A 15743-nucleotide genomic window follows, 5' to 3' on the forward strand; every position below is an offset into this window, starting at 1 on the left:
TGCAAAATATTGTATCAAATACCTTTAAAGGAACTATTATTACAGTTTCTGTAAGTACGTTTTTAGCCGAACTTGTCATCATAGCTACTAGCTACTTATAATTTGCTCTGCATTTTCCAAAAGTGAAATGGTCAATACTCAATAATGACCTATTTTATGGTATGATAGTATCAAAAAATGAAGAGGAGTCTTTGCATGGTAAAAGAAGTTATTGTAGAAAGTTTTGAATTAGATCATACAATTGTCACAGCACCGTATATTCGATTAATTTCGGAGGATAAAGGACCTAAAGGTGACATCATTACTAATTTTGATATACGTTTAGTCCAACCAAATCATAATTCTATTGAAACTGCAGGACTGCATACAATTGAACATTTGTTAGCCAAACTGATTCGTCAAAGGATAGACGGAATGATTGATTGTTCACCCTTTGGTTGTCGTACAGGCTTTCATTTGATTATGTGGGGGCAACACTCTGCATCGGAAATTGCCAATGTGATTAAATCTTGTTTAGAAGAAATTGCTGATGAAATTACTTGGGAAGATGTACCTGGAACAACAATTGAGTCTTGTGGAAATTATAAGGATCACAGCCTCTTTTCTGCCAAAGAATGGGCAAAATTGATTCTCTCACAAGGTATCTCGGATGATGCTTTTAATCGTCATTTTATCTAAAAAAGATAGAGAATTTTCTCTATCTTTTTTCTGTCTTGACTTGATAATGTTTAGCAAAATAGTAGCACTGATAATCTAATGATTTATTGCATCAAAGCAGTCTCCAATATAGGCATTTTGATACATATGATAGCCCGCAAAGCCACCACCAGCAGTATAACCAATCAAACCATTTTTTGTATTTGTAGAAGCATCTGGGTCAAGCCCAACCATAAAATTACGAACATAATTATCAATCCATTGGAAATAATTTCTTTCAAAAGCCGCTGGAACCCGCTTTAGTTGTGCTCCCTCTTTTGAAATTTGCCAAACTTTAACAAGTTTATTCTTATAAAATACTTCCTTAAAAACCTCCGAAGAATATGTTGGGTAATCAAACGAAGTGTATCATTTACTGCCTGATTATGAACGATTCATCCTAAACGGTTAATATACGACCTAAACTGTCATAAAATAAAAAAGAGAAGTTTCCTTCTCTCTTTTTTAATAATCTAAACCGTCTGAATGTCCTTTGGCGTTACCCACAAAGAATCCAGTTTTGCAGTTGATAGAGAACAAATAAGTTCCGTCAGCTTTAAACATATTGTAGTAACCATTACCATTTACAATGTTTACTGGTTCTAAGATATAATTATTTCCTGAAATATAACCACGAGCTTGAGCTGTTGCAACAATTTTTTCTAGAATACCTGGGCTAAATAGCCAAGCAGGATTAGTTGTATCTGCGATCACAGCGCTATTATAAGGGACACGAGATAAATCTCGTTGAAGACCTGAATAGTTACCTGAAGGAATTTGTGTACTTGGAGCTGCATTATTGGTATTTGCAGATGAACCATTGTTAGTGGTTGAACCTGCAGCTTGATTAGCACTTGCAGCAGCGTTTGCTTGACCTTGTTGTTCTGCAGCATCAGCAGCTTTCTTATCTTCTTCAGCTTTTTTGCTTGCAGCCGCCTTTTCTGCCTCAGCTTTTTTACTCAATTGATCACGACCGTCTTTAATTGCCGATTGAATTAAGAGATCTAAACTTGGATTACCAGTATTAACTAAATCATCTTTCAAATCATCAAACTTGGCATTTGACTTAACGGTAGCGCTAATTTTCTTACCATCTTTAATGGCCTCAGTAGAGAATTTACCATTAACGGCCTCGATAGCTGTAACTTGCTTTTTCAAAGCATCAAATTTTTCTTTAGCTTTGTCGTAATATGCAGTACCTTTTAAATCTTTAAGAGCTGTTTCCAAATCGCCTAATTTTGCAAAAGATTCATTTTTCAACTTATCTTTTTTCTCATCAGTAAAGAAACCGGCATAACCATCTGTAAATGCTTTGTTTTTCTTTTTGGCTATTGCTGCGCTTGACGATTTTTCTTTTTTACTAGTAGTTTGTTTTGTTGAAGGATCTGTCTTTGTACTTGTGGATGACCCTTTTAGATAATCCATTCCAAAGAAGATAGCTAAGATTAATAGAATTAACGCGAGCAAACTTGCTAGAATTTTTTTCATCTTGCCAGAAGATTTTCTAGGTTTTTCATTATCAGCAAGAATACTTTGTCTTGACTCAGTTGATTCTGACACTGCTTCATTTTTATCTTCAGCAACTACTGGATCAGAAGCGAGAGTTGATGCACCAATTCCAGCACCAGCGCCAGCGATTGCTGCGCCAGCAGCACCTGAATCTTCTTCAGTTTGATTTGGCTCTTCTGAAATTATTTCTTCTTGTTCAGATTTCGACAGTTCTTCTCGTTGTTTTTTAATAAAGTTATCAAGTGTTTCTGTATCAAGCGTTTCTAAGTCAGAATATTTGGTATCAAATTTTTGTGATGCCACTTCTTCTCTATGCTGTTTAATATACTTATCAAGGATATTATCATTTTCAGTCACGCCTGCTTTGATTTCTGAATCCTTACGAACTGCTTCACCAACAGTCATATTTTTAGCTTGATCTATATCAAGGGACTGACCTTCTTGGTTAATTTCAAGATCTTTATTTTCTTCTGACACGATATTACCTCTCTGCAAGATTTCTCTTCACACGCTCACCATAAAATTGATATAAATCTACTTTTAAGGTGCCGTTATAAAGTTTACGTTTTTTATCCGCTTTTCTTCCAAATTTCTTTTCAAAATTTTCATCACTAGTTAATATGAATTGGCTCCATGTTTTTAGTGGTGCAAAGGATTGACCCATTTCATTATACAAAATGTCAACAGCTTTGTCATCCAGTAATCGTTCACCATATGGTGGATTAGAAATCAGTACTCCATTAACTTTATCAGTTTTCAAGTCTTGTAAACGCATCTGTTTAAAGGTAATGACATCTGCTAAACCTGCCTCAACAGCATTTTCTTTAGCAATCTCAATTAGACGGGCATCGATATCAAAGCCTGAAATATCTAATTTAACATCGTAATTAGCTTGTTCGTCTGCTTCATTTCTGACTTTTTCAACTAAGTCTTTATCTACCCAATTCCACTCTTCACAAGCAAATGAGCGATTAAATCCTGGTGCAATATTCATCCCAATTAAAGCTGCTTCAATACAAAATGTACCAGAACCACAAGTTGGATCAATCAAGGGCTTATCAGGGTACCAATTTGTTAAAGCTAAGATGGCTGCTGCCATATTTTCTTTAATTGGTGCGCCACCTTTTTGACTACGGTACCCACGCTTAAATAAACTTGTACCAGTTGTATCAATCATAATTGTCGCCACATCTTTAAGAATGGAAACTTCTAATTTGAACTCTGCACCAATCTCTTGTAGAGGGACACCCTCGGGACGATGGTAATGTTTCTGAAGTTTTTTAACAACAGCTTTTTTGGTAATAGCTTGAACACTCGGTTCGTTATGCAATTTAGATTTAACACATTTCGCTTTAGCAATTGGAAACTTAGCTCCCAGTGGAATATAGTCTTCCCAATCTAAATTGGTTACCCCTTGAAAGAGTTCTTCAAAAGTACGGGCTGGAAACTGACCAACGATAATTTTAATTCTATCGGCAGCACGTAACCATAAATTGGTTTTAATGATAGCTTCTACATCACCATCAAAAAAGACCTTACCATTTTCAACTTTACAATCAAAACCAAGGTTTTTGATTTCTTTTCCAACTACAGATTCAAGACCTGCGGCAACTGTTGCAACCAGTTTAAAATTTTGTTTCATTTCAAATTTCTTTCTCTTAATTAAATAAAAGCTAGCAATAGCTAGCTTAACCTATTATGCAATTTTCTATAAGCCATGTTTTGTTCCAGAGATGACTAGGTATCATCTCCTTCGATAATCATCTGTCTACCGTATAACAGTCAGAATAGCTCGTTCTTGTTTCCAATCTATTCCATGCCCCGACCAAAGTTTGGGTTGCTAGCTTGAGGGGTTTACCGCGTTCCATTTCCTACGTTTCCATAGAAACTGCGTCACTGTGGCACTTTCAGAAATACTAAAACATATCCGAAGACTTAGCTCGTTCTTTCGCCGTAATGCATTTCTGCATCCCTAGGCTTATTTTTTCGCCTAGCACAAACACTACCGGCATCACAGCCGGTGCTAGCATGGACTTTCCTCATAGTATTGAAATACTACGCGATTATCCAAAAATTGCACATTAGCTTATTACTCTACAATTTGTTTGCCAAAAACTTCTTTTTCAAGTCGGCTAATGCGTTTTAATATATCAAAATTAGTGGCTGTTTGAGTCACTCTAGTTGGTTGAACAGGAGCAGGACGTTCTTCTTGAATGTTACTTCGAGCTTGATTTCCTTGGCGTTTCAACTGTTCAATTTCAGATTTCAATCCTTCAATTTCAGCAATATATGTTTCATAATCTTTGATAACATTGTCTAAAAATTCATCAACTTCTTTTTTATCAAAGCCCCGCATACTTGTTTTAAATTCTTGTTCAAAAATGTCCTTTGGACTATAAATAATACTTGTCATTCTATACTCTCCGACCGGTCTTTCTTCTCTGATGTCAGAATTCTGATATCACTATTAATCATACAGAAAAACAAACTAAAAAGCAAGTATTAAAATAGTTATTACTATTAAAATAAGATTACTGATCTTCTACTATTTCATTAAGTCGTTCAAAGGTTAACGAATCAACTAAATAGCCTGGTTGTGCTTTTAAAAATTTAACTAGATACTTCAAATTTGTGACATTTTCTTCATCATAAAAGATGTAAGCTTTATCTGTATTATCCGCTAAAAACTGATTGTATTGTTTAAACTGGCCTGGATTTTCATATGACGGAAAACAATATTTAACAAAATCAACTTGACGAAAGACACGTAACTTATTCTGGTTACTCTCGTTCCAATTCTCACCGTGATTTTCAAAGATAAATATTGTTGCCAAATTAATAGGGTAATCATTTTTTAATTCTTGACAAACCTCAAGAGCCCAATATTCAAATCCTAAGTTACCAGTAAAGATAAACCATTCAATTCCTTCTTCTATATATGCAATAATATCTTTCTTTATAGCTATTTTGATATATGGAATTCGCTTATCTTTATCTTGAAATATTCCTAAATCGGAACTCCTATAGCCACTGATTAGAATTGCAGTCATTTTATGTAAACCTTTCAGAAATTATGATATAATAAGAATGCTTAAATTTCTCATTAAGTCAATGAAGATAGGAGAACAATGGTTAACTACCCTCATCATCTTAAACGGAAAAATGCAAGCCCTGTTCAAACAAAGAAAAAAGAGTCAAAAGTTGATTTTGCAAATCGTGGGATGTCATTTGAAGCAGCAATTAATGCCACAAATGATTATTACCTCTCTCGACATCTTGCTGTTATCCATAAAAAACCTACACCAATACAAATTGTCAAAGTTGACTATCCACATCGAAGTCGAGCCAAAATTGTCGAAGCTTATTTCAGACAAGCTTCCACTACTGACTATTCCGGTGTATATAAAGGGTACTATATAGATTTCGAAGCCAAGGAAACACGGCAAAAAACGGCCATGCCCATGAAGAATTTCCATGCACATCAGATAGAGCATATGGCTTCGGTTTTAGAACAAAAGGGAATTTGCTTTGTCCTTTTACACTTTTCAACTCTAAAAGAAACATATTATCTTCCAGCTGAAAAATTGATAGCTTTTTATCAAATTGATAAGGGCAACAAGTCAATGCCACTTGATTATATCAAAAAAAACAGTTTCCCGATAATTATTGGAGCCTTTCCTCAGGTTCCTTACTTAGATATTATAGAAGAAAATTTTATAGGCGGTGATTAAAATCAAAAATCCAACAGTTAGAAAAATACTAAAATATGCAATCGCAGGTATCCTTAGTTTTATCATTATTTCAATTCTTTTCGGCGGACTTTTATTCGCATTTTATGTAAGTTCAGCTCCAAAACTTTCAGAAACATCACTTAAGTCAACTAATTCCAGCTTGGTTTATGATGCAAACAATAAATTAATTGCTGACCTCGGGTCCGAAAAACGAGAAAACGTTACAGCTGACAGCATTCCGTTAAATTTGGTTAATGCCATCACTTCAATTGAAGATAAACGTTTCTTCAATCATCGAGGAGTGGACTTATATCGTATCCTGGGAGCAGCTTTCCATAACTTAACAAGCTCTAGTACTCAAGGTGGTTCAACTTTAGACCAACAGCTTATCAAGTTAGCTTATTTCTCTACTAAGGAATCTGACCAAACATTGAAACGTAAAGCTCAAGAAGTTTGGCTATCACTTAAAATGGAGAGAAAATATACTAAGCAAGAAATCCTAACTTTCTATATCAATAAAGTTTATATGGGAAATGGGAACTATGGTATGTTAACAGCTTCTAAAGCATATTATGGGAAAGACTTAAAAGATTTATCTTTTGCTCAACTAGCTTTACTTGCTGGGATACCACAAGCACCTAATCAGTACGATCCATATGCAAATCCTCAAGCAGCAACTACTCGCCGTAATGTGGTACTGCAACAAATGTATCACGATAAAAATTTAACTAAATCAGAATATGATGAAGCAATTAACACACCTGTCAATGATGGATTAAAACCCTTAAAACAGACTTCAAGTTATCCTAAATATATAGATAATTATTTGAAGCAAGCAATTGCACAAGTTAAATCCGAAACTAATAAAGATATTTTTACATCAGGTCTTAAAGTTTATACAAATTTAGTTCCTGATGCCCAACAACGTCTTTATGATATTTATAACACTGAGGATTATGTTTACTACCCTGATGATAAATTCCAAGTAGCTTCAACAATTGTAGATGTAACAAATGGACATGTAATTGCTCAGTTAGGTGGTAGAAATCAAGATTCAAATGTTTCATTTGGAACAAACCAAGCTGTTCTGACTGACCGAGATTGGGGTTCAACTATGAAACCAATTTCTGCTTATGCTCCAGCAATTGAATCTGGAACATATAATTCAACATCACAATCAACAAATGACTCCATCTACTACTGGCCTGGAACACAAACACAACTATATGACTGGGATCGTAAGTACAATGGTTGGATGACCATTCAAACTGCTATCCAACAATCACGTAATGTTCCAGCAGTTAGAGCACTTGAAGCTGCAGGTTTAGAAACAGCTAAATCATTCCTGAATGGTTTAGGTATTGACTATCCTGAAATGAATTATTCAAATGCTATCTCAAGTAATAACAGTGGTACTGGAGACAAGTATGGTGCAAGCAGTGAAAAAATGGCTATAGCCTATGCTGCATTTGCAAACGGTGGTACATATTACAAACCTCAATACATCAACAAAATTGAATTTAGTGATGGTACAAAAAAAGTCTTTGAAAATAAAGGCTCCCGTGCTATGAAAGAAACAACGGCCTACATGATGACAGATATGATGAAAACCGTTTTAACTTATGGTACAGGGGTTGATGCACAGATTCCTGGCGTTGTTCAAGCTGGTAAAACAGGAACTTCAAACTATACCGATGATGAGCTTGCAAAAATTTCGGCAGAAACTGGACTATATCCTGATTATGTTGGAACAATGGCTCCAGACGAGAACTTTGTCGGATTTACTAATAAATATGCCATGGCAGTTTGGACTGGTTATAAAAGCCGTCTAACTCCAGTGTATGGAGAAGGCTTGAAGGTAGCAACAAGTGTATACCGCAATATGATGGCTTATGTCACTGAAGGATATAGTGAAGACTGGTTAATGCCAACTGGTTTATATCGCAGTGGTGGCTTCCTCTATTTAAGTGGAACATACACCACTAATAATAATTATGGTAGTTCAGTTTACAATAACATCTATGGTAATTCAAGTAGCTCACAAGCTTCATCAGATTCAAATTCAAGTAATGCTAGTGCTTCTACACCTGAAAGTTCTGATTCATCGACTGCATCTGAAACAGATCCCAGTACTACGCCTCCTACGAGTGACACTACTCCTAGCGTAAGACCAGGAAATGGTAATGGAACAGCTGGTCAATAAATAAAAAAATCGGAGGAATGGCACTGCACCCCAATAGTGGGACAGAAGAAAAACACTCTTATGAAACCAATTTTCTGAATTGAACAGGAGATTGGTTTTTTAAATGACGTTGAATTCTAGTTTCATTATAAAATGTTATGTAATTTTTAACAATATTTGTTATACTAACTTTGTTGTGTTTTCTCCTATCTTGGAGATAAAAGGTTTCAGTCTTTAAAGCGGAGTGAAACCATTCAATACAGGCGTTATCTGCAGGTGTCCCTTTTCGAGACATTGAGCGGGTAATGCCTTTTTCAATACAAGCGAGATAGTAAGCATGTGATGTATAGACAGATCCTTGATCACTGTGTAATAGGACTCCTGATTCTAAATCAAGTTGATTAAGGGTATCAAGTACAAGATCATTGTCCTGTGTATCTGAAATAGTATAGGCCACAATTTCACGATTATAAAGGTCCATAATAGATGACAAGTATAAGGTAGTTTTTCCAAAGTTGAGATAAGTAATATCTGTAACTAGTTTTTGTAATGGTCTGGTTGCCTTAAAGTCACGGTCTAGCTTATTGTCTGTGACGTAGTATGGCCTACCTAATTTAGGGGACTTCTTTATTCTAGTGCGACATAGCCACCCTCTGCTCTTCATGATACGATAGACTTTCTTTACATTGGCATTAATCCCAAACTCTTTCTTTAGAAGACTTGTAATGGTTCTATAACCATATATAAACTTATATTTTAAGCAGAGCTCTTCAACTTTTTCGATAAGACTATCATGAATAGGAGGCTTGATATTAGATTTCCACCGATAATAGGTTGAGCGTGAGACCTTAAAACAGTCCAGAATAAAACCTAATGGATACTGATATCTGTAGTAATCAACAAGCTTGATGAGTGTTACTTTATCGATTTTCTCATCAAGCTTTGATACTTTTTTAAAAGTTCAACTTGTAGTTTTAATTGCTCAACTTCTGATAACTGTTCCATTCCTTGACCGTAAGTATATTGCTTACCTACAGGTTGATGAAAACGATACGTTTCTCCTTTTTGATACCAGCGCCACCATGTATATATCTGGCTTTTATTTTTAATACCAAGTCTATCCATAATAACTTTTTCGGGCTTACCTGATTTCTTCATTTCAATACAGGCTAATTTGGTTTCTAACGAGTAAGCTTTTTTGACCATAATAAAACACTCCTGATTCTATTTTACTAGAATTCTACAGGAGTGTTTTTCTTGTGTCTCATTTATTGGGTGCAGTGCCGAATCTCCGATTTTTTTATTTTGCTAAAGCTCCCATTGGGTCCCAAGGTGCTAATACCTGAGCTTCTCCTTCAAAAGCAGCTAATTCATTTTCTGCTAAAAATTCTTTTCGAACAACAATTTGATAAGTGTACTCATCCATCCAGGCATCTGAAGCAACAAAGTAGCCCTTTTCACCAACCTTATCTCCCCAAGAATTTTCTACCTTCCATTTAATTGGAGTACCATATTGATCTAAATCAACTCCTGTTAAAACCATAGCGTGTGTCATTAAACTTTCACTATAGTCTAGTCGACCAGCTTTATCTTGACTCAAAACAATATCCATACTTGATGTAAAATCATAAGTATTTGTTGCTAAGATTCCCTTTTGTCTATCCGATACTTGACCAACATCTGAACCAAACCAAACAGTTTCGCCACTTTCCATTTGTTTAATAGCTAATTCTTTGAATCTGTTCATCTCAACATTTAAGTAACGAACTTCTGGACCACCTACAACATTTCCAAGCATTTCAACCGTATATGCCTTTCCATATGGTTTATCAGCTGTTGGCGCATTAATAATAGAAACATAGTCAGATAGCTTTAATCCCACATATTTTTCATAGAATGCTTTAGGTGTAATTGCTTTTTCTGCTTGATAATTATTATCTTTATCACGGAATGCAAAGTCAAATTGACGAGGAGGTAATCCGAGGTTGATAGCTAAGAAATTGAATATTTCTGTTAGTAGTTCTTCTTTCTTATTCTGAATAGTCTCCTCTTTTTGACCAGACGAAATTAGCTCACGCAAAATTTGAGCATCTTGTCTCAATAACTTATTGAGATATTGATTCAATTCTCGACTATTACTTGATGAAATAGATTCTGGATAAACTGATTTTGGAACAACTCCATATTTGTCAAATAAAGCTACTACCATATCCCATTGACCACCGTCTTGTTGAGGTACATCTAAAAGAAATTTAACTTTACGACTAGTTAACTCTTGGTCTGCTGTTGCAATAACTTGTTCCATAAACCAATTTGATTTTTCATATTTATCCCAGAAGAATGTATGAGCTTGAGAAAGCTCAAAGTTCTCTAATTGGAAATCTGTGATTAATTTGTGACGGAATGTATTTAATGCGGCAAACATCCAGCATCTTCCGGATGCTTTTTGATTTGATACTTCATCCTTGGTTAAATCAATTGAAAAAGCAAAATTATTGTCAATTTCACTTTGTCTAGTTTCTAGTGATTTTAACAAGCCATTATGAGTAACTGCATTTTCTACTGCTGAAAATTTAGCATTTGTCTCATATTGATTGAACAATTTTTCTGTGAAGTTTTTTGTAAGTTCTGTCATAGTGTCCTCCATTTTTATTTACTCTTCTATTATATTCCTTATTTAAATTTCTTCAATACAAAAAAGTTAGGTTTCCCTAACTTTTTACTTTTTATTTCCAGAAATCATCAAAAATTGTAATTGGTAAATGCCGTTTATGTTTGCCTTTATTCCACCAAGATTCAATTTTATTCTGAGCATCTTTGCTAATTTGCTTACCTTCTAAATAATCATCAATATCATTGTAGTTTACCCCCAATGCTACCTCGTCAGCAATACCTGGTTTATTTTCTTCCAGATCCGCAGTCGGTACTTTTTCATAAAGTGATTTATCAGCGTCCAGCTCTTTCAATAAGGCTCTTCCCTGACGCTTGTTCAATCTAAACAATGGTAAGATATCTGCACCGCCATCACCAAACTTAGTAAAGAAAGCAGTAATATTTTCAGCTGCATGATCTGTTCCAATCACTGCCCCACTGGTTTGTCCTGCTATAGCATATTGGGTAATCATCCGTTGACGTGCCTTGATGTTTCCTTTGTTGAAATCAGAAACCACAACTCCTGCTTGTTCTAAAGCTTCAACTTGTGCATCAACTGCCTCTTTAATATTAACAGTTAATGATTGGTCAGGCATGATAAATGATAATGCTTTTTGAGCATCCGATTCATCCGCTTGAACACCATATGGTAAACGAACTGCGATGAATTGGTAACTACTGTCATTTTGTTCTGCTCTTAATTCAGCAATTGCAATTTGAGCTAATCGGCCCGCAAGGGTTGAATCTTGTCCACCAGAAATCCCTAAAACAAGTGTCTTTAAAAAGCTATGTTTAAGCATGTATGCCTTTAAAAAGTCCACAGATTTTCTAATTTCCTCAAGTGGTTCAATTGTCGGTTTAACACCTAGTTGTTTGATGATTTCCTCTTGTAATGTCATGTTAAGTCACCTGCTCCCAATGCTTCTTTACGAATTTTGTCAATGAGTGCCATTTTATTTTCCCAAACATCACGCGCTAAGTCAACTGGATAATCTTGCGGATTTAAAATACGTTTATACTCATCCCAAAGGTTATCAAATGCTCTGCGTGCATAATCTTGAATTTCTTTCAAACTTGGTAAATCATAGATTCGTTTACCATCCACAAAGATGTCAACCAAAAGCGGAACTGCATCGAAATCTTTTACGGTTTTATTGATATAAGTATAGGTCGGATGGAACATTTCAATTTCTGTTAAATGATTAACATCAATATCTGTAAAGGTTAGATAATCACCTTCTGATTTCCCTTTAGCACGACTTGTAATCCGCCATACTTGTTTTTTACCTGGAGTAGAGACTTTTTCAGCATTGTTGGAAAGTTTAATAGTATCACGCATGTTTCCATTATCATCTTCAATAGAAACAATTTTATAAACAGCACCTAAAGCAGGTTGATCGTATGCAGTGATAAGTTTTGTCCCAACACCCCAAACATCAATTTTTGCTTTTTGCATTTTTAAACTCAAAATCGTTTCTTCATCTAAATCATTTGAAGCATAAATTTTTGCATCTGGAAAACCAGCCTCATCCAATTGTTGGCGTACTTTTTTTGACAGATAAGCCAAATCTCCTGAATCTAAACGAACACCTAGGAAATTAATCTTATCGCCCATTTCCTTGGCAACTTTTATTGCATTAGGTACACCCACACGAAGCGTATCATAAGTATCCACAAGGAAGACACAGTCCTTATGACTTTGAGCATAAGCTTTAAAAGCTTGGTAATCATTGCCGTAAGTTTGAACTAATGCATGAGCATGAGTTCCTGAAACAGGGATATCAAAGAGCTTACCAGCACGTACATTACTAGTCGCATTTGCACCACCAATAACAGCTGCGCGGGTGCCCCAGATAGCAGCATCTAATTCTTGTGCACGTCTAGTACCAAATTCAAGTAAAGGTTCGTCTTCTATTACGGAACGAATACGCGCTGCTTTTGTAGCAATCAAGGTTTGAAAATTAACAATGTTCAATAAGGCTGTTTCGACAAGTTGACACTGCCCAAGAGGTCCTTCGATTTGAACAATTGGTTCATTGGCAAAAACTAAATCTCCCTCTTTAGCAGAGCGAACAGTCAATTCCAATTTCATATTTGACAAATAATCAAGAAAAGCCTGATTATAACCTAAGTCCATTAAGTAAGCCAAATCTGTTTCTGAAAATGATAAATTTTCCAGATAGTTTACGACTCTTTCTAAACCAGCAAAAACAGCATAGCCATTTTCAAATGGTTCCTTCCGAAAATAGACTTCAAAAACCGCATTTTTATTATGGATGCCTTGCTCAAAATAAACTTGCATCATATTTAACTGATATAAATCAGTATGAAGTGTTAAACTGTCATCTTTATACATTGAGGTGACTCCTTTAAATTATTGTTAATATTATAACACAATTTTGACAAGTCTTTAGTTCTCTTGGTTTATATATTAAAGTTTTTATAAAACGCCGATTGTAAAATTAAGCTAGACAAATAAAAAAGTCATTTGTGCTACACTCAAGATAGTTCCCGCAAAAGAATTATAAGGAGTGAAGACAAATGACCTATACCCATCTTACATCAAATGAACTTGCAATGATAGAGGCGTATTATAATAATCATCAATCTGTAGCTAAAACCGCAGTACTATTGAATAGATCTAGACAAACGATTCATAAAGTTTACCAATTTTTCAAAACAGGGCACAATGCTCTAGATTATTTCAATCAATACAAGAAGAATAAAACTCGCTGTGGCAGACGTCCTATTGTCTTATCAGATGAACAAACAGAATATATTCAAAAGAGGGTTGTTCAAGGTTGGACACCTGATGTGATTGTTGGCCGTGCAGAGTTTTCTATTTCTTGTTCTATGCGTACACTTTATCGTATGTTTAAACAAGGCGTATTTGAAGTGACTCACCTACCTATGAAAGGAAAACGTAAAGCCAACGGACACAAAGAAACTCGGGGAAAACAATCTTTTCGTCGATCACTTCGTGACAGAGGAAATGATTATTCTAAATTCAATCAAGAATTTGGCCACCTTGAAGGGGATACTATTGTGGGTAAAAAGCACAAAAGTGCTGTTATTACCCTCGTTGAGCGATTATCTAAAGTAATCATCACTCTTCAGCCAGAAGGCAGACGAGCTATAGATATTGAAAATCGTTTGAACCAATGGATGCAATCTGTACCTAAGCATCTATTCAAATCAATGACTTTTGATTGTGGAAAGGAATTTTCAAATTGGAAATCAATCAGTAATATAAATGATATTGATATCTATTTTGCAGATCCTGGTACACCATCACAAAGAGGGTTAAATGAAAACTCTAATGGTTTATTACGTAAAGATGGTTTACCAAAGCAAATGGATTTCAACGAAGTTGATGAATCTTTTATCCAATCTATTGCATCGAAAAGAAATAATATCCCTCGAAAATCATTAAACTATAAAACACCAATAGAAGTATTCTTGAGTCACATATGCAAAGAGGAATTGTCTAACTTAATTTGACAATTAATAAAATAAAAAAAGATGATAATTATCATCTTTTTATTTATTAAATCGTCTATTACAGTAGATCCCAAATGCGACAATCCAGACTGTGGCACCAATTGCTCCAATATATGTTGAACTTTGAAGGAACAATGAGATAAATACTAAGGCAAAGAAAACAAGTGTAATTGGAGTTGTAATTTTATAAGCTGGCATTATGAAACCATCTGGCATAAAGTCAGCAGACTGACGATATTTCCAATGAGCAATCATGGTAAGAGCATAGATAGCAATATATACACCTGATGATGATGCTGCAATTAAGGCAAAAGCATCAGAGATTCCAGGAATGATAGTAAAAATTGCTGATATACCAACAACAATTGCTGAAAAAATAATCGCACGACTTGGAACACCTTGTTTTGATAAGGTATTTAGTTTTAAATCTTTAGTTAATTTATTTGGATTTTCATTAGCTAATTGATACATATGACGTCCAGTTGAGTATAATACTGAGTTTAATGCAGATGCTGAAGACGTTAATACAACAAAGTTGATTAAAGCAGCAGCCCATTTGATACCAAGTAAACGAAAGACCATAACAAATGGTGACTGATTAACTGGTAAATCAGTCCAAGGAACAATTGCCATAATTGAAATTAGTGACCCAACATAGAAGATAACAATACGAACAGGAATATCTTTAATAGCTTTAGGTAAAACTTTTCTTGGATTAGCAGTTTCTGATGTTGTGATACCAACAAATTCAATGGCTTGGTAAGCAAAGAAAACCATTTGGAAGCCCATCAAGAATTTTAAGATACCATTCGGAAACACTGAGAAATGATTGCTAATATTAGCTAAACTAGCATGCCCTTCAGGTGTTTTAAATCCTGTCATGACCATAAAAATACCAGTTGCAATTAAAGATAAAATAGCCACGATTTTAATCATCGCGAACCAAAATTCTGTTTCCCCAAATAATCGAACCGCAATCAAATTGACTGATGCTAATATTGCAAGGAAAACTAACTGAATAAGCCAAGCATGCCAATGAGGGAACCAATACTGGACATAGGTACCAACGGCAGTAAGATCGGCCATACCGATACAAACTAATGAAACCCAATAAGAAAGACCGGAGAAATGTCCCCAACCTGGTCCAATATATTTTGTGATAAAGTTGATAAATGTGTGCTGATCTGGATCATAATACAACATCTCCCCAATAGCACGCATCATGAGGTACATGAAGACGCCTGTAAGGATATAAATCAATATAATTGAAGGTCCTGTTAAAGCAATTGAGCGACCCGCCCCCATAAATAAACCTGTTCCAATAGTACCTGCAATAGCAATTAATTGGACATGTCGATTCTGTAAACCACGAACCATCCCATTCTCAAGTTCATTATCTTCTGACTGTTTTTCTTTTGACATTCTTAACTCCGTTCAATAAAATATGATAATTATACTATATTTTCAGAAAA

General features: G+C 35.1%; 14 protein-coding genes and 1 other RNA gene. 4 read left to right on the plus strand and 11 right to left on the minus strand.

All coding sequences use genetic code 11. The annotated features are described in order from the left end of the window. The first annotated feature begins 195 nt into the window (after positions 1-195). Positions 196-678 (plus strand): S-ribosylhomocysteine lyase, encoded by a 483-nt coding sequence (locus tag MKY69_RS08075; protein WP_003105588.1) that lies wholly within the window; start codon positions 196-198, stop codon positions 676-678. Between the two features lie 75 nt (positions 679-753). On the opposite strand, the gene MKY69_RS08080 is transcribed toward MKY69_RS08075, so the two are convergent. The 6 genes from MKY69_RS08080 to MKY69_RS08105 all read right to left on the minus strand — a co-directional run bounded on the left by MKY69_RS08080 (position 754) and on the right by MKY69_RS08105 (position 5255). Continuing rightward, on the minus strand, positions 754-891 hold the full coding sequence (locus MKY69_RS08080; RefSeq protein ID WP_003107500.1) for a hypothetical protein: 138 nt from the start codon (positions 889-891) through the stop codon (positions 754-756). A gap of 270 nt (positions 892-1161) precedes the next feature. Further along, complete coding sequence (locus tag MKY69_RS08085; protein WP_045407605.1) at positions 1162-2682, minus strand: cell division site-positioning protein MapZ family protein; 1521 nt, start codon at positions 2680-2682, stop codon at positions 1162-1164. A 4-nt stretch (positions 2683-2686) separates the two neighbouring features. Next, positions 2687-3847 (minus strand): THUMP domain-containing class I SAM-dependent RNA methyltransferase, encoded by a 1161-nt coding sequence (locus MKY69_RS08090; RefSeq protein WP_003104991.1) that lies wholly within the window; start codon positions 3845-3847, stop codon positions 2687-2689. 64 nt (positions 3848-3911) lie between these two features. Then, positions 3912-4280: RNase P RNA component class B (rnpB, locus tag MKY69_RS08095), an RNA gene on the minus strand. Between the two features lie 14 nt (positions 4281-4294). Next, positions 4295-4618: a cell division regulator GpsB gene (gene gpsB / locus MKY69_RS08100; RefSeq protein ID WP_003107503.1), complete on the minus strand. Its 324-nt coding sequence runs from the start codon at positions 4616-4618 to the stop codon at positions 4295-4297. A gap of 118 nt (positions 4619-4736) precedes the next feature. Then, positions 4737-5255 carry an SLOG family protein gene (locus MKY69_RS08105; protein WP_003103895.1) on the minus strand — a complete coding sequence of 173 codons (519 nt, stop codon included), beginning with the start codon at positions 5253-5255 and terminating at the stop codon, positions 4737-4739. Between the two features lie 78 nt (positions 5256-5333). On the opposite strand from MKY69_RS08105, the gene recU reads away from it, so the two are divergent. Both recU and pbp1a read left to right on the plus strand, forming a co-directional pair. Then, positions 5334-5936 carry a Holliday junction resolvase RecU gene (gene recU / locus MKY69_RS08110; protein WP_003105133.1) on the plus strand — a complete coding sequence of 201 codons (603 nt, stop codon included), beginning with the start codon at positions 5334-5336 and terminating at the stop codon, positions 5934-5936. Then, positions 5929-8139 (plus strand): penicillin-binding protein PBP1A, encoded by a 2211-nt coding sequence (gene pbp1a / locus MKY69_RS08115; protein WP_340791381.1) that lies wholly within the window; start codon positions 5929-5931, stop codon positions 8137-8139. The genes recU and pbp1a overlap by 8 nt, the downstream gene beginning before the upstream one ends. A gap of 58 nt (positions 8140-8197) precedes the next feature. Here the strand turns inward: pbp1a and MKY69_RS08120 are convergent. The 4 genes from MKY69_RS08120 to MKY69_RS08135 all read right to left on the minus strand — a co-directional run bounded on the left by MKY69_RS08120 (position 8198) and on the right by MKY69_RS08135 (position 13126). Beyond that, positions 8198-9327, minus strand: a protein-coding gene (locus MKY69_RS08120; protein ID WP_445684232.1) for an IS3 family transposase whose coding sequence is annotated in 2 segments (ribosomal slippage) — positions 8198-9054 and positions 9054-9327 — 1131 coding nt in all. Because the reading frame shifts where the segments join, the coding sequence is not laid out codon by codon here. A gap of 91 nt (positions 9328-9418) precedes the next feature. Continuing rightward, positions 9419-10753: an aminopeptidase C gene (pepC, locus tag MKY69_RS08125; RefSeq protein WP_003103731.1), complete on the minus strand. Its 1335-nt coding sequence runs from the start codon at positions 10751-10753 to the stop codon at positions 9419-9421. A 91-nt stretch (positions 10754-10844) separates the two neighbouring features. After that, positions 10845-11669 carry an ammonia-dependent NAD(+) synthetase gene (nadE, locus tag MKY69_RS08130; protein ID WP_003108114.1) on the minus strand — a complete coding sequence of 275 codons (825 nt, stop codon included), beginning with the start codon at positions 11667-11669 and terminating at the stop codon, positions 10845-10847. Beyond that, positions 11666-13126, minus strand: a complete 1461-nt coding sequence (locus MKY69_RS08135; protein ID WP_003105446.1) for a nicotinate phosphoribosyltransferase — start codon at positions 13124-13126, stop codon at positions 11666-11668. The genes nadE and MKY69_RS08135 overlap by 4 nt, the downstream gene beginning before the upstream one ends. Positions 13127-13311: 185 nt before the next feature. Between MKY69_RS08135 and MKY69_RS08140 the strand changes: the two genes are divergently transcribed. After that, positions 13312-14271, plus strand: a complete 960-nt coding sequence (locus MKY69_RS08140; protein ID WP_002360751.1) for an IS30-like element IS1062 family transposase — start codon at positions 13312-13314, stop codon at positions 14269-14271. A 39-nt stretch (positions 14272-14310) separates the two neighbouring features. Here the strand turns inward: MKY69_RS08140 and MKY69_RS08145 are convergent, their stop codons facing one another. Beyond that, complete coding sequence (locus tag MKY69_RS08145; protein WP_003107508.1) at positions 14311-15693, minus strand: amino acid permease; 1383 nt, start codon at positions 15691-15693, stop codon at positions 14311-14313. Positions 15694-15743 lie beyond the last annotated feature (50 nt).

Source organism: Streptococcus sp. FSL R7-0212, from assembly GCF_038007985.1.
Taxonomy (GTDB): domain Bacteria; phylum Bacillota; class Bacilli; order Lactobacillales; family Streptococcaceae; genus Streptococcus; species Streptococcus parauberis.